The organism is Streptomyces sp. NPDC048255 (assembly GCF_040652415.1).
Lineage (GTDB): Bacteria > Actinomycetota > Actinomycetes > Streptomycetales > Streptomycetaceae > Streptomyces.
In genome coordinates, this window is the sequence record NZ_JBEZMA010000030.1 from 72,259 (window position 1) to 88,215 (window position 15,957).

The following is a 15,957-nucleotide window of genomic DNA, read 5'->3' on the forward strand; positions in this document are numbered from 1 at the left end:
CGGTGATCGGCCCAACGAGCGCACAACAGCGGGTTAACAACGCGTCGACGAAATGCGAAAGCGTACGGGTTAACGCGCCCGCCCCGCGCCGTTCACATGGAATCCGCATCCGGGTCATGATGAATGCCGGACGACGTCATAACGTCTCGCGGGTGCCCAAGCTCTCTGTTGTCGTGCCGTTCTACAACGTGCAGACATACGCACCGGATGCCCTGAAAAGTCTCGAACTCAACGCCCGGGACGATTTCGAGTTCCTGCTCGTCGACGACTGCTCGACGGACGGGACGCCGCAGCTGCTCGAGCGCGCGGCGCGCGAGCTGCCGGGGGCGGTGCACCTCAGACACGACCGGAACGGCGGCCTGGCCACCGCACGGAACACCGGACTGGACGCGGCCCGCGGCGAGTACCTCGCCTTCCTGGACGGGGACGACTGGCTGGCCCCGGGGCACCTGGCCCGGACCCTCGCCGCCATAGAGGCGCTGAGCTGCGATTTCGTCCGTACCGACCATGTCCAGTGCACCGGCCGGACCCGGAGCGTGCAGCGCGTCCCGTACGGCCCGCAGGGGGTCGTGGCCGACCCGCGGACGGGCATCCTGCCCGCCGACCGGGCCACCTCGGTGGACTATCCGTACGCCTGGGCCGGCATGTACCACCGTCGGCTGCTGGACCGCGGGGTGCTGCGGTTCACCGACGGGCTGCGGACGGCGGAGGACCGGCCGTGGATCTGGCGGCTGCACCGGGAGGCGGAGTCCTTCGCCCCCGTCGGACTGCCCGGAATCTTCTACCGGCGCGGCGTTTCCACCTCGCTGACACAGATCGGGGACGAGCGGCAGCTCGATTTCATTCGCGCTTTTGATCAAATTCTGTCGGACACGGCGGCGGACCGGGAATCCGATCTGCTGCTCCCGAAAGCCGTCCGAACATATTGTGCAATTATCGCGCATCATGTCGGGTCCATCGAAAGGTTCGAACCGGCCGTGGCCAAGAAACTCCGCTCGATGAGCGCGGCCGCGCTCGGGCGCATGCCGCAGGACGTATTGGACCGGGCCCTGGACTCGATGGACATCGAGCGCTCCACCCTGCTGCGCCGCCTGCGCGGCAGCCGCCGCACCCTGTCGGGAGCGACCGCCTGATGCCCGTCCAGATCTTCCTGGCGTCCACCCTCTACGGGGCAGCCACCCTCGCGGCGGGCATCGACGCGGGCAGCTTCCCGCGGGCCGGCCGCCGGATCCTGCTGACCAGCAACCACGCCGTCGCCGCCGAGATCGCCCCGGGGCTCGCGGACATGCCGGGCTTCGCGGCCCTGCGCACCCGCTTCGACGAGGTCCTCGACTGGAACCGCGTCATCGAGCCGCTGCACCCGAGCACCTGGGCCCCGCGCGCCGAGGACGTCCCGCTGTGGGAACGGCAGCTGCGCACCCTGTGGGGGCTCGGCGAGGACCGCGTCGAGCTGATCGTGGAGTCCCTCCAGGTCCCGCCCGCCCAGACCTTGTGCCGGCTCTTCCCGGGCGCGGCCGTCGACGTCTACGCCGACGGGCTGATGAGCTACGGGCCCACCCGCTTCCGCCTCGACCCGCAGCTGGGGATGCGGGTGCGGCGGGTGCTGCACCTGGACCTGGTGCCGGGACTGGAGCCGCTGCTGCTGACGGAGTTCGGGGTGCGGGCGGAACTGGTGCCCACGGAGTCGTTCGTGAAGGTCCTCGCCGAACTGTCCGAACGCTCCGACCCCGGCGCGCCCGCCGCTTCCCGCGAGCCCTCCGGCTCCGGCTCCGGCTCCGGCTCCGGCTCCGGCTCCGGCGGTGACGATGACGGTGACGGTGACGGCGCCGCCCCGGCCCTCCTCCTCGGCCAGTACCTCTCCGCGCTGGACCTGATGACCCCCGCGCAGGAGGAGGAACTCCACGTGGAGATGGTCCGTGGCGCCCACGCCCTGGGCCACCGCGAGCTGGTCTTCAAACCGCACCCCAGCGCCCCGGCCGCGTACTCCTGCCGCGCGGAGGAAGAGGCCGCGCGCCTCGGGGTCCGGCTGACCGTCGTCGACACCCCGGTCCTGGCCGAGACCCTCTACCAACGGCTGCGCCCGGCGCTGGTCGTCGGCTGCTTCTCGACGGGCCTGCTGACCGCCGCCACCCTGTACGGGCTCCCGGTGGCCCGCACCGGGACGGACGCCGTACTGGCCCGCCTGACCCCGTACCCGAACAGCAACCGCGTCCCGCTGACCGTGGTGGACGCCCTGCTGCCCGACCTGGCGGACGCCGAGGCGGTCCGCGCCTGGAGCACCCCGGACCGCGCGAAGGTGCAGGCGGAGCTGACCGGCCTGCTGACCGCCGTCGGGTTCACGATGCAGCCCCAGATCCTGGCCGCGCGCCGGCCCGCCGCCGAGGCCTACCTGGCCGGACACCTGACCGCCCGCACCTGGCGGTACTTCACCCGACGCCGGCTGACCGGCCTGGGCCTGCCGGGCGGCATCCCGGCCCAGCTGTCCTTCCTGCCCAGGAGCCGGGCCGTGCGCCGTGCGGTCCGGCGGCTGCGCCGGGCCCTCAGCTGACGGCGAGCTTGGCCGCGAAGCCGAGGAACAGCACCCCCGCCGCCGAGGTGGCCCCGGCCGACAGGCGCCTGCGGCGGCGGAAGGCGGCCGACAGCCGGGTGCCGCCGAAGATCAGCACGGTCAGGTAGAGGAAGCTGCCGATCTGGAGCAGGCCGCCCAGCACCAGGAAGGACAGCGCCGGGTAGGCGTAGCCCGGGTCCACGAACTGCACGAAGAAGGACATCAGGAAGAGGATGGCCTTCGGGTTGAACAGGCTGATCAGCAGCGCCCGCCGGTACGGCCGCTCGCTCTCGCCCGCACCCGCGCCGGACTCGACGGCCTCTACGGCCGCGGTCATCTCGGCCCGCGCCCGGTTCGAGCGCCACAGCGCCCAGGCTCCGCGCAGCATCCCGATGGCCAGCCAGGTCAGGTAGCCCGCGCCGAGCAGCTTGACGATGCCGAACAGCAGCGGGCTGGTCTGGAGCAGCGAGGCCGCGCCGGCGGCGGCGAGCGCCATCAGCACGGCGTCGCCGGTCCACACCCCGGCGGCGGCCTTGTAGCCGGTCCGGACCCCGCGGCGGGCCGCCACGGACAGCACGTACAGCGAGTTCGGACCCGGCAGCAGAATGATCAGCACCAGGCCGGCGAGATACGTAGGAAGATCGGTCACACCCAGCATGTGCAGGAGTGTCCCAAGGGTTGCACCTGTCACGCCAGCCGTTTCACCATGTGGAATCGGCGGGCTCGTACGACCCCCACACCTCCCTCAGCGCCCCGCACACCTCCCCCACCGTGGCCCGGGCCCGCAGCGCCTCCTTCATCGGGTGGAGCACGTTCGCCGTCCCGGCGGCCGCCTCCCGCAGCGCGGTCAGCGCGGAGTCCACAGCCGCCGCGTCGCGCTCCGCCCGCAGCCGTGCGAGCGCCGCGCACTGGCGCGCCTCGATCGCCGGGTCCACGCGCAGCGGCTCGTACGGCTCCTCCCGCTCCAGCGCGAAGCGGTTGACGCCGACCACCACCCGCTCCCCGCTGTCGGTCTCCTGCGCGATGCGGTAGGCGTTGCGCTCGATCTCCCCCTTCTGGAAGCCGGCCTCGATCGCGGCCACCGCCCCGCCCTGGTCCTCGACCCGCCGCATCAGGTCGAGGGCGGCCGCCTCCAGCTCGTCCGTCATCCGCTCCACCGCGTAGGACCCGGCGAAGGGGTCCACGGTGTGCGGCACGTCCGTCTCGTGGGCGAGGACCTGCTGGGTGCGCAGCGCGAGGCGGGCGGCCTTCTCCGTGGGCAGGGCGATCGCCTCGTCGAAGGAGTTGGTGTGCAGGGACTGGGTGCCGCCCAGCACCGCGGCCAGGGCCTGCACGGCCACCCGTACGAGATTCAGCTCCGGCTGCTGCGCGGTCAGCTGGACCCCGGCCGTCTGGGTGTGGAAGCGCAGCATCAGCGACTTCGGGTCGCGCGCCCCGAACTCCTCGCGCATGACGCGGGCCCAGATCCGCCGGGCCGCGCGGAACTTCGCGACCTCTTCCAGCAGGGTGGTGCGGGCGACGAAGAAGAAGGACAGCCGCGGCGCGAACTCGTCGACCGCCATCCCGGCCGCCAGCGCCGTTCGGACGTAGGCGACGGCGTCGGCGAGGGTGAAGGCGACCTCCTGCGCGGGCGAGGCCCCCGCTTCGGCCATGTGGTAGCCGGAGATGGAGATGGTGTTCCACTTCGGGATCTCGGCCCGGCAGTACCGGAAGGTGTCGGCCGTCAGGCGGAGCGAGGGGCCGGGCGGGAAGATGTACGTCCCGCGGGCGATGTACTCCTTCAGCACGTCGTTCTGGATCGTGCCCGTCAGCCGCTCGCCCGGAATGCCCTGTTCCTCCGCTACCAGTTGATAGAGCAGCAGGAGCAGCGCGGCGGGCGCGTTGATGGTCATCGAGGTGGAGACCCGGTCGAGCGGGATCCCGTCGAACAGCGTCCGCATGTCCTCGACCGAGTCGATCGCTACCCCGACCTTGCCCACCTCGCCGTGCGCGAGCGGGGCGTCGGAGTCGTGGCCCATCTGGGTCGGCAGGTCGAAGGCGACGGACAGTCCGGTACCGCCGCCCGCGATGAGCTGCCGGTACCGGGCGTTGGACTCGGCGGCCGTACCGAAGCCGGCGTACTGCCGCATGGTCCAGGGCCGCCCGGTGTACATGCTGGGATAAATCCCCCGGGTGTACGGGAAGTCGCCGGGCTCCCCGAGGGCGACGCCGGGGTCCCACCCCGTCAGGTCGCCCGGCCCGTAGACGGGTTCGATCGGGATTCCGCTCTCGGTGCGTGCCATCGACCAATCCTCCAGAGGGGCGACCGGGCCCGGGGGGTGACGCGGCCGTCCGCGCGAAAGACCGCGGACGGCTCCTGGTCACAATGGCGCAACATCCCGGTACACGGTGCAACTCTCCACGCGCGTCAGGCATCACCTAGTTACACGACGTAGAAATCGGGGGACAGCAATGCACCGCCAGAGAGTCATAATCCGCACGCTCGGAGTGGCCACCGCCGTCGCACTCGCCGCGACCGCCTGCGGGCCCCAGAAGACGAAGCCCGCGGGCTCCGCGTCCTCTGCCCCGTCCTCGCCCACGGCGGGCGCCACCCCCGAGACCTCGAACGACAACAAGCCCGCGGAGACCTCGCCCTCGGCGTCGGCCTCCCCCTCGGCGTCGGCGTCCCCGTCGGCCAAGCCCTCGGCCTCGCCGTCCCCGGCCGTGAAGCCGATCATGGCGAACGGCGACGAGACCGAACAGGTCCGCGAGCTCCAGGCGCGCCTGCGGCAGCTCAAGCTGATGAGCGTGGCGCCGACCGGTTTCTACGGGTCCAAGACGACCGCCGCGGTCAAGACCTTCCAGTCGAAGAACGGCCTGAATGCCACCGGTTCGGTCGACGAAGCCACCTGGAAGAAGATCGAGGGCTCCACGAAGAAGCCCACGGCAGAGGAACTGAACCCGCCGACCGTCAACGAGCCGGACGCTCCGGACCCGCGCTGCATGGAGGGCCGGGTCCTGTGCATCAGCAAGGAGAGCCGCACCCTCGCCTGGATGATCGACGGAAAGATCATCTCGACGATGGACGTGCGCTTCGGCTCGGAGAACACCCCGACCCGCGAGGGCGTGTTCAAGGTGGACCGCAAGGAAAAGGTCTGGACGTCCACGATCTACCACACGTCCATGCCGTACTCGATGTTCTTCAGCCGCGGCCAGGCGGTGCACTATTCGTCGGACTTCGCGGCCCGCGGCTACAACGGCGCCTCGCACGGCTGCGTGAACGTCCGCGACAAGGAGAAGCTGGCGGCGGTCTTCGCCCAGGTGCAGGCCGGCGACAAGGTGGTCGTCTACTGGTGACCGCCGCACGGCGGTCCCGGTGAATTGAAGGCGCGGGCAGGGCCGGGGGAACGTGCCCCGCCCGCGCCGGTTGCGCAGAGCCCAGGGGTACGGGGGGAACCCCGGCTCATGCGCGGCCGATGACCAGTCGGCTCGATCTGTACTGCGTCGCGAGTTCGAAAAGTGTTACAGGCACGTCAGCACGGGGGCGGGACCTGGATCAGCGGAGGCCGAACAGGCCCGTCGAACCGCCCGAGAGCACGGGGCCCAGCGTCGGCGCCCGCAGTACGGTGTCCTTCGCCCCGGAGTCGCCGGTGCCGCCGGAACCCCCCGTGGCGCCCGAATCCCCCGTGCCGCCCGCACCGGTCTCGCCCGGGGCGTCCTCACGGGTGCCGTCCCGCGGCGCATCCAGCAGCGCCTCGCAGTAGCGCGGGATCCGGGCCACGCCGCTGGCCAGCCGCGCGAGCCGGTCGCGGCGGTCGTCGCTCAGGCGGCCCGCCCGGTAGTCCTTGCAGAGGTCCATGTTCCGCAGGCGGCTCTCCCGCTCGCCGTCGCGGTCCTTGTCGGTGCCGGCGGTGAACCCCTCGCGGCTCGTGTCGGCGCCGTCGCCCCTGCCTTCCCGGTCGCTGCCGTCCTTGTCGCCGCCGCCACCCAGGCCGCCCTGGGCGTCCTTGCCCGAACCGCCGGTGGCGGGCACGCCGGAGGAGGCGCCGGCGGCCGCCCCCGTCCCCGGTGACGTGGACCCGTCCGCGCCCGGTGTGTGCGGCCCGCCGGTCAGCTGCGGGGAGCCCTCGCCGTCCCGCAGCGGCGTGGGCCGCAGGTTCGGGCCGAGGGTCGGGTCCTGGCTGCCCGCGGGCGCCGGGTCCCCGTCGACGCTGACGGACATCGCGGGGCCCGGCCCCGCGCTGTCGTGCCGGGACCCGTCCAGCAGCCCCGCGCCCACCGCCGCGGCCAGGCCGCCGACCGCGACGCTCGCCAGCGCGGCCGCCAGGCCGAACCGGACGGGCCGCGCGGGCCGGCGCCCGCGGGAAGCGGACAGGGGGAGGTGGCGGCCGAGGGCCACCAGGGGTTCGGCGTGGCCGGACGTCGCGGCGGGCCGCTCCGCAGGGGGCACGGCCGGCCCGCGCGCCGCGCGGAAGGCGGCCACCGCGGCGGCCTCGCCGGGCAGTTCCGCTCCTGCGGGCGGCCGCTCGGCCAGGGCGTCGAGGGCGGCACGCAGCCGGGCGGCACGGTCCCGCGCCCGGGGATCGGCGGCCGGGTCCACAGGTTCCACCGGCTCGCCGCGCAGCAGTCGCTCCACCGCGGCTTCGTCCAGCCACCTGTCGCGCTCGTCGGCCATCACATGTCCTTCTGCGTCCGCCAACGTGAATGCGTCACACCGGTTTGTTCCACTAGGCCCCCGCCACGGCCGCGCTGCGCGGGTACGGCGTCGAGATCCCTCCCGCCCCCGCCGTCCCGTGCCGGGCCACCGGCATTATGGCCGACCGGAGATTCCGCTTCCGAGCCCGGCCCGGATCCCGGCTCGAAGTCGCCCCTCACGTCCTGCGCGCCCAGCAGCTCCGCCAGCTTCTTCAGCCCCCGGTGCGCGGCGGTCCGTACCGCGCCGGGGCGCTTGCCCAGGGTCTCGGCCGCGGTCTTGGCGTCGAGCCCGACCACGACCCGCAGGACGACGGCCTCCGCCTGGTCCTGGGGGAGCTGCGCGATCAGCGCCATGGTCATACCGGTGGAGAGCGCCTCCATGGCCTCGCCCGCGGTGTCGCAGTCGGCGGCCCGGCCGGTCAGTTCGGTCTCGTCCCCGCCGATGACGGGACGGCGGCCGCGCATGCGGATGTGGTCGAGGGCCCGGTTGCGGGCGATGCGGGCGGCCCAGCCCCGGAAGCGGTCGGCGTCGCCGGTGAAGGAGTCCAGGTCGCGGGCGATCTGCAGCCAGGCCTCCGAGGCCACGTCCTCCGCGTCGCCGTCCCCGACGAGCGTGCGTACGTATCCGAGCAGGCGTGGGTGCACGGCGCGGTACACAGCACGGAACGCGTTCTCGTCGCCGTCCTGTGCCGCGAGCACCGCGGCGGTCAGCTCCGCGTCGTCCCCCAGCAAAGTCCCCAACCCGTTCACTGTCCTGTACGTCTGGCGCAAATCAGCACGTTACGGCTTTCAAGCACCTTCGTCCACGAGTTGTACAACGTGCAACCAACCCTGCGCGGAGCGAGGTGTGACACAAAACGCACTCGGGGCGCTGACAGGGGTACGGGCTTGTCGCACGAGTCCGTGACGGACGGCGACCGGGGCCTCTCCTGTGGGGGGTGGCGGCCTCGGTCGCCTTCCCCTTCTCCCTGCTGTCAGCGGTGCTCACTTCATCCTTTCGGCTCACTTACGGGTGAAATCCTCGAATGGGTACGACACACCCCATCCCGCGTCGATAGCGTGGCGGGACACCCGCGCCACGCCCCGAGGAGCCCCCTGCTGTCCAGCCACCTTCCGGCACAGGCCCGCGGCAGCTCCGACCCTTTGCACGGCTCCGGACTGGCGCGGTTCAACGCCCTGTCCCCCGAAGCCGCCCAGGCCGTCCTGCTGCACTGCTGCGGAAGCGGCCGCTGGGCACACCGGATGGCCACTCACCGCCCCTACCCAGATTCCGGCGCCCTGCTCGCCGCCGCGGACGAGGCTTCGTACGACCTCTCCCAGGCGGACCTGTCGGAGGCACTGGCCTCGGAGTGCCCCGAGGAACTGGGGCACGGAGCACCGTACGCCGCCCTGCTGGCCCTCGACGCCGCCCACGCGGAATACGAGCGCAAATTCGGCCACGCCTTCGTCATCTGCCTCGACGGGCACCCGCCGGAGGAGCAGGCCGACCAGCTGCTGACCGCGATCCGCCGCCGGATGGGGCACGAGGTCGACGAGGAGCGCGCGATCTCCGCGGACGAGCTCCGCCGGGTCGCGCAGGCCCGGCTGCTGGACCTGACACGCTGGCTGACCTCGGCCGATGGGCTGTCTGCTACGGAAATCGGGCTATTCGCCCCTGTGGGATAGCCCGTACGTGCCTGTTTGATCACACCGAAGACCCCCGCGCGAAGGAACCGACAAAGCGTCGCTACGATGTCCGGGGCCGGAGGACCGTACCCGGCCGGGCCCGACCGACAACGAAGCCGGCTGGCCCCCGCCCCGCTTCCGGAGGGTTTTCCGTGCCGGCTGGAACGTTGTACCGCGGCCGGGAAGGAATGTGGTCCTGGGTGGCTCATCGAGTCACCGGCGTCCTCATCTTCTTCTTCCTGTTCGTACACGTCCTCGACACCGCTCTCGTCCGCGTCTCACCCGAGGCGTACGACGATGTCGTGGCTACCTACAAGACTCCGATCGTCGCGCTGCTGGAATACGGCCTCGTCGCCGCAATCCTGTTCCACGCGCTCAACGGTCTCCGTGTCATCGCCGTGGACTTCTGGTCCAAGGGCCCCCGCTACCAGAAGCAGATGCTCTGGTCCGTCGTGGGCGTCTGGATCGTGCTGATGGTCGGGGCTCTCTACCCCGTCCTGGGCCACGCCTACCTTGAACTGTTCGGGAAGTGACACGCATGTCTTCTGACACTTCTTCGGTCAACATGAGCAAGGGCATCGGCGACGTGGAGGGCGTGTCCCTCTACGACACCGACAACCCGGCCCCGTACATCGAGGCCCCGCGCAAGCGGACGGGCAAGACCCCGCGCTCGACCCGCGGCAACTTCGAGATGGTCGCGTGGCTCTTCATGCGCCTCTCGGGCATCGTGCTCGTCGTCCTCGTCATCGGCCACCTGCTGATCCAGCTGGTGCTCGACGGCGGCGTCTCCAAGATCGGCTTCGCCTTCGTGGCCGGCCGCTGGGCGTCCCCGTTCTGGCAGGTCTGGGACCTGCTGATGCTGTGGCTGGCGATGCTGCACGGCGCCAACGGTCTGCGTACCGTCATCAACGACTACGCGGAGCGCGCCAACACGCGGCTGTGGCTGAAGGGCCTGCTCTACACCGCCACGGTGTTCACCATTCTTCTGGGCACGCTGGTGATCTTCACCTTCGACCCGAACATCCGCTAGGCAACGGGGCTGAGGCGAAACCAATGAAGATCCACAAGTACGACACCGTCATCGTCGGGGCGGGCGGCGCAGGCATGCGCGCCGCCATCGAGTCGACGAAGCGCAGCCGCACCGCCGTGCTGACGAAGCTCTACCCCACCCGCTCCCACACGGGCGCCGCGCAGGGCGGCATGGCCGCCGCGCTGGCCAACGTGGAAGAGGACAACTGGGAGTGGCACACCTTCGACACCGTCAAGGGCGGTGACTACCTGGTCGACCAGGACGCCGCCGAGATCCTGGCGAAGGAGGCCATCGACGCCGTCCTCGACCTGGAGAAGATGGGCCTGCCGTTCAACCGCACCCCGGACGGCACCATCGACCAGCGGCGCTTCGGCGGCCACTCCCGCAACCACGGCGAGGCGCCGGTCCGCCGGTCCTGCTACGCCGCGGACCGCACCGGTCACATGATCCTCCAGACGCTGTACCAGAACTGCGTCAAGGAGGGCGTGGAGTTCTTCAACGAGTTCTACGTCCTGGACCAGCTCATCGTCGAGGAAGACGGCGTCAAGAAGTCGGCGGGCGTCGTCGCCTACGAGCTGGCGACCGGCGAGATCCACGTCTTCCAGGCGAAGGCCGTCATCTACGCCTCCGGCGGCACCGGCAAGTTCTTCAAGGTGACCTCCAACGCGCACACCCTCACGGGTGACGGCCAGGCGGCCTGCTACCGCCGCGGCCTGCCGCTGGAGGACATGGAGTTCTTCCAGTTCCACCCGACGGGCATCTGGCGCATGGGCATCCTGCTGACGGAGGGCGCCCGCGGTGAGGGCGGCATCCTCCGCAACAAGGACGGCGAGCGCTTCATGGAGAAGTACGCGCCGGTCATGAAGGACCTCGCGTCCCGTGACGTCGTCTCGCGCTCCATCTACACCGAGATCCGTGAGGGCCGCGGCTGCGGTCCCGCCGGTGACCACGTGTACCTGGACCTGACGCACCTCCCGCCGGAGCAGCTCGACGCCAAGCTCCCGGACATCACGGAGTTCGCGCGTACCTACCTGGGCATCGAGCCGTACACGGACCCGATCCCGATCCAGCCCACCGCGCACTACGCCATGGGCGGCATCCCGACCAACGTCGAGGGTGAGGTCCTGCGCGACAACACCACCGTCGTCCCCGGCCTGTACGCGGCCGGCGAGGTCGCGTGCGTGTCGGTGCACGGCGCGAACCGCCTGGGCACCAACTCGCTGCTGGACATCAACGTCTTCGGCAAGCGCTCGGGCATCGCGGCGGCCAAGTACTCGCAGGAGAACGACTACGTCGAGCTCCCCGAGAACCCGGCCTCCCTGGTCGAGGAGCAGGTCGAGCGGCTGCGTAACTCCACGGGCAACGAGCGGGTCGCCGACCTGCGTCTGGAGCTCCAGGAGACGATGGACGCGAACGTGATGGTCTTCCGTACGGAGCAGACCATCAAGACCGCGGTCGAGAAGATCGCGGAGCTGCGCGCGCGCTACAAGAACGTGTCCGTCCAGGACAAGGGCAAGCGCTTCAACACGGACCTGCTGGAAGCCATCGAGCTGGGCAACCTGCTCGACCTGGCCGAGGTCATGGCCGTGTCCGCGCTGGCGCGCAAGGAGTCCCGCGGCGGTCACTACCGCGAGGACTACCCCAACCGCGACGACGTCAACTTCATGCGCCACACCATGGCGTACCGCGAGGTCGGAGCCGACGGCTCGGACTCGATCCGGCTCGACTACAAGCCGGTCGTCACGACCCGCTACCAGCCGATGGAGCGTAAGTACTGATGGGCACCCCGACCCTGAGCAAGACGGACAAGATGGAGGCGGCGGCCGCGGCCTCCCCCTACATCACGGTCACCTTCCGGATCCGCCGCTTCAACCCCGAGGTCTCGGACCAGGCGGAGTGGCAGGACTTCCAGATCGAGATCGACCCCAAGGAGCGCGTGCTCGACGGTCTCCACAAGATCAAGTGGGACCTCGACGGCACGCTGACCTTCCGTCGCTCGTGCGCGCACGGCATCTGCGGCTCCGACGCGATGCGGATCAACGGCAAGAACAGGCTCGCCTGCAAGACGCTGATCAAGGACATCAACCCGGAGAAGCCCATCACCGTCGAGGCCATCAAGGGCCTCACGGTGATGAAGGACCTCATCGTCGACATGGAGCCCTTCTTCCAGGCGTACCGGGACGTCATGCCGTTCCTGGTCACCAAGGGCAACGAGCCGACGCGCGAGCGCCTGCAGTCCGCCGAGGACCGCGAGCGCTTCGACGACACCACCAAGTGCATCCTGTGCGCCGCGTGCACGTCCTCGTGCCCGGTGTTCTGGAACGACGGCCAGTACTTCGGCCCGGCGGCGATCGTCAACGCGCACCGCTTCATCTTCGACTCGCGTGACGAGGCCGGCGAGCAGCGGCTGGAGATCCTCAACGACAAGGACGGCGTGTGGCGCTGCCGCACGACCTTCAACTGCACCGACGCGTGCCCGCGCGGCATCGAGGTCACGAAGGCGATCCAGGAAGTCAAGCGCGCGCTGATCACGCGCCGCTTCTGATCCCCGGACACACCTCGAAGGCCCCGCCCCCGGTACCCACCCCGGGGGCGGGGCCTTCGTCGTACCCGTCCCCTGTGGGGATGGAGATCGACCGGATGAACCTTTCATCGGACCGGTCCCATCCCCTGACGGCGGTACGGTCACGGGCGTCGCTTGTACCGGAGCGCTGTCCGCACCCACACTGAACGAAGGAGGTGCTTTCTATGTCCGCTCTCGCCCACGAGGCCTCGTGCGACCCAGGTCTCGACGAGGTCCTCTGGCAGGCCTGGAAGGCTATGGACCTTCCGGAGGGCTACCGGGCCGAGGTCATCGAAGGGGCCATCGAGGTGTCTCCCACCGGCCGTCGCCGTCACACCGTCCTCACCTACCGCTTGCGCAGGGCTCTGGAAGCCCACCTGGCAGGCGGCGGCCTCGGCGTCTACCAGGACGGCAACGTCATCCACGGCAGGAAGGTCTGCATCCCGGACCTCTTCGTGGGACCGGAAGACCTCGACGAGATCCCCGACGAGGAAGGCCTGGGCGTCGACGCCACCCGTGTCCACCTGGTCGCCGAGATCGTCTCGCCCGGCAAGGACGCACACCGCAGGGACCACATCCGCAAGCGCCACCGCTACGCCCTCGCAGGCATCCCGGTCTACGTCGTCATCGACGACTTCGACGCCCAGGGCACGGTGACGGTGTTCAGCGGTCCGGAGCCCGACAAGGGGACGTACTCGACGAAGACCACGGTCTCGTACGGCACTTCCACCACTGTCCCCGACGGTCCCGCCAAGGGCCTGACGATCGACGAGGCCCTGACGCGCCCGTAGAGGGCCTGGCCGACGGTAGCGACAACTCCCCGGCCGGAGTGCGGGGTTCTTACGGGGTATGGGGTACGGGGGTCCTGTGGAAGGATCCTCCATATGAGTGACCAGCAGCCGAATCCGTACGCGAGCGACCCCTCCCAGGGCGGGCAGCCCGGCCAGCCCGGCCAGGGCGACTACAGGTGGGGCCCGGGCGAGGCCAGTTACGGGTACCCCCAGCCCTACCCGTCAACCCCCGCCTACCAGCCGACGATCGGCGGCCCGGGCCTCCCTGCCCCCGCCCCCGCCTACGCCCAGGGCCCGGCCGGCCCCGGCCTGACCCTCGGTGACATCACCATCGCGGGGGACCAGATCATCACCCCGTCGGGCTCGATGCCGCTCAAGGGCGCGATGTGGAACGCCACCGACTTCTCGCGCACCGAGGAGAAGATCCCGACCCACGCGGTCGTGCTCGCCATCGTCTTCGCGCTGTTCTGCCTGATCGGCCTGCTGTTCCTCCTGATGAAGGAGAAGGTCACCACGGGCTACATCCAGATCACGGTCACCAGCGGCGGCCGCCACCACTCGACGATGATCCCGGCAGCGGACGCCCACACCTACGCCTGGGTGATGACCCAGATCAACTACGCCCGCTCGCTGAGCATCTGAGGGGGCGAGAACGGGCGGGGCGGGGCGAGGCGGGGCGAGGCTTCGGGGGCGGGTAGGGGGTAGCGGCGGGGCGGGATCTCGGCCGCGGGGCGGTGGCTTCAGGGGCATGTAGCGGCGGGGCGGGATCTTGAAGGTGGAGCGGTGGCTAGGGGGCCTGTGCCAGGGGGAGCCGATCAGAGATGGTTTGGGGGTTTCCCGTCAGTCCCATGGTCTCTCCGTGTCGGGCCGGCCCCTCAAGGGCGCTCCCTGCGGTCGCGTCGCTTCGCGATGGCCTGCGGCCACCCTTGACCGGCCGTCCCGACACGGAAAGACAGGACTGTCGGGAAGCCCCCAAAAGAACGGTCACCTGGGACAGATAGCTGTACGAGGCGGTCGGGGAGGGGCGGCCTGGTTGCAGCCGCCTTGTCGGAGCAAGACCCCGACCAGACCCCCGGCAGAAGCCGCCCGGAGCCGGTAGCGCATCAAATCGCTACGCGCTCCTCCCGAATGGCGTCCGCCACCCGCCTGCGGCTGGTCATAAGCCGCCACAGATCGCTACGCGCTTCTCGCGGATGGCGTCCGGCGCCCGCCTGGGGCTGGACACAAGCCGCCACAGATCGCTACATGCTCCCGAGCGAGGGCGTCCGGCGCCCGTCTGGGGCTGGACATAAGCCGCCACCGGTCCGGTAGGCGCCTGAAGTGAGTGGGCGTCGATCAGCCGAGTGTGAGGTGCGCTCAAGCCGCCATCGATCGCTACGCGCTCCCCGGGGACGGCGTCCGGCGCGCGTTGGGGGCTGGACATAAGCCGCCAGCGCTCCGGTGGGCCGCTGAGGTGAGTGGGCGTCGATCGGCCGAGTGTGAGGTGCGCTCATGCCGCCATCGATCGCTACGCGCTCCCCAGGGATGGCGTCCGACGCCCGCCTGTGGCTGGACATAAGCCGCCACCGGTCCGGTGGTCGCCTGAGGTGAGTGGGCGTCGATCAGCCGAGTGTGAGATGCGTGCAAGCCGCCATCGATCGCTACGCGCTCCCCGGGGACGGCGTCCGGCGCCCGCCTGTGGCTGCTCATAGGCCGCCACCGGTCCGGTGGGCCGCTGAGGTGAGTGGGCGTCGATCGGCCGAGTGCGAGATGCGTGCAAGCCGCCACGGGTCACCGATGGGAACCGAAGTCGGGCGCCTGCCAGCGGCATGGGGTGGTGAAGGGGGTCTGCTGGCCGCCCGGGGGGCGGGAAGGGGCATCCGCCGACTGCCGGGGGACGGGAAGGCGTATCAACTGGCCGCCGGGAGGCGAGGACGGGGAGGTGTATCGGCTGGCCGCCGGGGGACGGGAGGGTGCATCGGCGGGTCACTGGGAGACGGGAGGTGTATCGGCTGGCCGCCGGGGGATCGGAGGGGCGGCCGCAGGTCCCCGGGGGGGCGGAGAGCGCTCCTAACGGCCGTCCGGAGGCGGAAAAGCCGCCTGACGGAGTCTGACGCCGCATTTCCCGGCATCTCACTCCGTCAAGACGTCATCCCCGTCCGTCCGGAAGGGGAAAGTCGCCTTGTCGGAGTCTCATGCCGGATTTCTCGGCATCCCGCTCCTCCAAGACGCCCTCCGCGCCTTAACTCGCCGCCGAATGCGCACAAACTACCCGCTGACGCGTGCGGGAGGGGGATGACTGGTCGTGGGCGGCCTATGTACAGCCACAGACGGGCGGCAGACGCCCTCCCTCGGGAGCGCGTAGCGATCTGTGGCGCCTATGACCAGCCACAGACGGGCGGCAGACGCCATCCGCGAGAAGCGCGTAGCGATTTGTGGCGGCTTATGACCAGCCACAGGCGGGCGGTGGACGCTGAGAGATGAGGAGCGCGTAGCGATTTGACGCGCCCCCGCTCCCGGCCCCCATCTGGCCGCTGTTTGCTGGTGGGTGGCCGTCCCCGCGCCCTCGGCATGCTTCAGATGGTGCTCGGGCCGGGCTCGGTCGTGCCCCTGGGCATCAGCCCGCCCCTCCCCGGCCGCCCCGCATAAGTACTTGTCCCCAGGTGACCGTTCTTTTGGGGGCTTCCCGACAGTCCTGTCTTTCCGT

14 protein-coding genes are annotated in these 15,957 nt (G+C 70.5%); 10 read left to right on the forward strand and 4 right to left on the reverse strand.

Annotation, left to right across the window (positions count from 1 at the left end; genetic code table 11):
* Positions 1 to 152: 152 nt before the first annotated feature.
* The gene (locus AB0D94_RS23095; protein ID WP_362055014.1) at positions 153 to 1,133 is read left to right on the forward strand and encodes a glycosyltransferase family 2 protein; all 981 of its coding nucleotides are present in this window, start codon (positions 153 to 155) and stop codon (positions 1,131 to 1,133) included.
* A complete protein-coding gene (locus AB0D94_RS23100; RefSeq protein WP_362055016.1) occupies positions 1,133 to 2,548 on the forward strand; it encodes a polysialyltransferase family glycosyltransferase in 1,416 nt (471 codons plus the stop codon). The genes AB0D94_RS23095 and AB0D94_RS23100 overlap by 1 nt, the downstream gene beginning before the upstream one ends.
* Here the strand turns inward: AB0D94_RS23100 and leuE are convergent.
* Positions 2,541 to 3,206: a leucine efflux protein LeuE gene (gene leuE / locus AB0D94_RS23105; RefSeq protein ID WP_362055018.1), complete on the reverse strand. Its 666-nt coding sequence runs from the start codon at positions 3,204 to 3,206 to the stop codon at positions 2,541 to 2,543. The genes AB0D94_RS23100 and leuE overlap by 8 nt on opposite strands.
* Before the next feature lie 43 nt (positions 3,207 to 3,249).
* On the reverse strand, positions 3,250 to 4,830 hold the full coding sequence (locus tag AB0D94_RS23110; RefSeq protein ID WP_362055020.1) for a methylmalonyl-CoA mutase family protein: 1,581 nt from the start codon (positions 4,828 to 4,830) through the stop codon (positions 3,250 to 3,252).
* Positions 4,831 to 5,035: 205 nt separating this feature from the next.
* Here AB0D94_RS23110 and AB0D94_RS23115 point away from each other — a divergent pair, with 205 nt between their 5' ends.
* A complete protein-coding gene (locus AB0D94_RS23115) occupies positions 5,036 to 5,884 on the forward strand; it encodes a L,D-transpeptidase family protein (protein ID WP_362055022.1) in 849 nt (282 codons plus the stop codon).
* Between the two features lie 199 nt (positions 5,885 to 6,083).
* On the opposite strand, the gene AB0D94_RS23120 is transcribed toward AB0D94_RS23115, so the two are convergent.
* Both AB0D94_RS23120 and AB0D94_RS23125 read right to left on the reverse strand, forming a co-directional pair.
* The gene (locus AB0D94_RS23120; RefSeq protein WP_362055024.1) at positions 6,084 to 7,202 is read right to left on the reverse strand and encodes a hypothetical protein; all 1,119 of its coding nucleotides are present in this window, start codon (positions 7,200 to 7,202) and stop codon (positions 6,084 to 6,086) included.
* On the reverse strand, positions 7,202 to 7,954 hold the full coding sequence (locus AB0D94_RS23125) for an RNA polymerase sigma factor (RefSeq protein ID WP_362055049.1): 753 nt from the start codon (positions 7,952 to 7,954) through the stop codon (positions 7,202 to 7,204). Before AB0D94_RS23125 ends, AB0D94_RS23120 begins: the two co-directional genes overlap by 1 nt.
* Positions 7,955 to 8,317: 363 nt before the next feature.
* On the opposite strand from AB0D94_RS23125, the gene AB0D94_RS23130 reads away from it, so the two are divergent.
* From AB0D94_RS23130 to AB0D94_RS23160, 7 genes are all read left to right on the forward strand, one after another.
* Entirely contained in the window at positions 8,318 to 8,887 is a 570-nt protein-coding gene (locus AB0D94_RS23130; RefSeq protein WP_362055051.1) for a 2-oxo-4-hydroxy-4-carboxy-5-ureidoimidazoline decarboxylase, read from the forward strand.
* 152 nt (positions 8,888 to 9,039) lie between these two features.
* On the forward strand, positions 9,040 to 9,420 hold the full coding sequence (gene sdhC / locus AB0D94_RS23135; protein WP_266934686.1) for a succinate dehydrogenase, cytochrome b556 subunit: 381 nt from the start codon (positions 9,040 to 9,042) through the stop codon (positions 9,418 to 9,420).
* A gap of 5 nt (positions 9,421 to 9,425) precedes the next feature.
* Positions 9,426 to 9,917 (forward strand): succinate dehydrogenase hydrophobic membrane anchor subunit, encoded by a 492-nt coding sequence (locus tag AB0D94_RS23140; protein ID WP_266934688.1) that lies wholly within the window; start codon positions 9,426 to 9,428, stop codon positions 9,915 to 9,917.
* A 23-nt stretch (positions 9,918 to 9,940) separates the two neighbouring features.
* On the forward strand, positions 9,941 to 11,695 hold the full coding sequence (gene sdhA / locus AB0D94_RS23145; RefSeq protein ID WP_362055027.1) for a succinate dehydrogenase flavoprotein subunit: 1,755 nt from the start codon (positions 9,941 to 9,943) through the stop codon (positions 11,693 to 11,695).
* On the forward strand, positions 11,695 to 12,462 hold the full coding sequence (locus AB0D94_RS23150) for a succinate dehydrogenase iron-sulfur subunit (RefSeq protein ID WP_272260032.1): 768 nt from the start codon (positions 11,695 to 11,697) through the stop codon (positions 12,460 to 12,462). The genes sdhA and AB0D94_RS23150 overlap by 1 nt, the downstream gene beginning before the upstream one ends.
* Positions 12,463 to 12,665: 203 nt before the next feature.
* A complete protein-coding gene (locus AB0D94_RS23155; protein WP_362055029.1) occupies positions 12,666 to 13,271 on the forward strand; it encodes a Uma2 family endonuclease in 606 nt (201 codons plus the stop codon).
* 93 nt (positions 13,272 to 13,364) lie between these two features.
* The gene (locus AB0D94_RS23160; protein ID WP_362055031.1) at positions 13,365 to 13,913 is read left to right on the forward strand and encodes a hypothetical protein; all 549 of its coding nucleotides are present in this window, start codon (positions 13,365 to 13,367) and stop codon (positions 13,911 to 13,913) included.
* The last annotated feature ends 2,044 nt before the right edge of the window (positions 13,914 to 15,957 follow it).

Excerpts from the sequence above, each read along its gene's own strand:
- sdhA (WP_362055027.1), top strand. The coding sequence starts at position 9,941 with ATGAAGATCCACAAGTACGACACCGTCATCGTCGGGGCGGGCGGCGCA.
- AB0D94_RS23140 (WP_266934688.1), top strand. The coding sequence starts at position 9,426 with ATGTCTTCTGACACTTCTTCGGTCAACATGAGCAAGGGCATCGGCGAC.
- AB0D94_RS23160 (WP_362055031.1), top strand. The coding sequence starts at position 13,365 with ATGAGTGACCAGCAGCCGAATCCGTACGCGAGCGACCCCTCCCAGGGC.
- AB0D94_RS23120 (WP_362055024.1), bottom strand. The coding sequence starts at position 7,202 with ATGGCCGACGAGCGCGACAGGTGGCTGGACGAAGCCGCGGTGGAGCGA.
- leuE (WP_362055018.1), bottom strand. The coding sequence starts at position 3,206 with ATGCTGGGTGTGACCGATCTTCCTACGTATCTCGCCGGCCTGGTGCTG.
- AB0D94_RS23150 (WP_272260032.1), top strand. The coding sequence starts at position 11,695 with ATGGGCACCCCGACCCTGAGCAAGACGGACAAGATGGAGGCGGCGGCC.
- AB0D94_RS23100 (WP_362055016.1), top strand. The coding sequence starts at position 1,133 with ATGCCCGTCCAGATCTTCCTGGCGTCCACCCTCTACGGGGCAGCCACC.
- AB0D94_RS23155 (WP_362055029.1), top strand. The coding sequence starts at position 12,666 with ATGTCCGCTCTCGCCCACGAGGCCTCGTGCGACCCAGGTCTCGACGAG.
- AB0D94_RS23110 (WP_362055020.1), bottom strand. The coding sequence starts at position 4,830 with ATGGCACGCACCGAGAGCGGAATCCCGATCGAACCCGTCTACGGGCCG.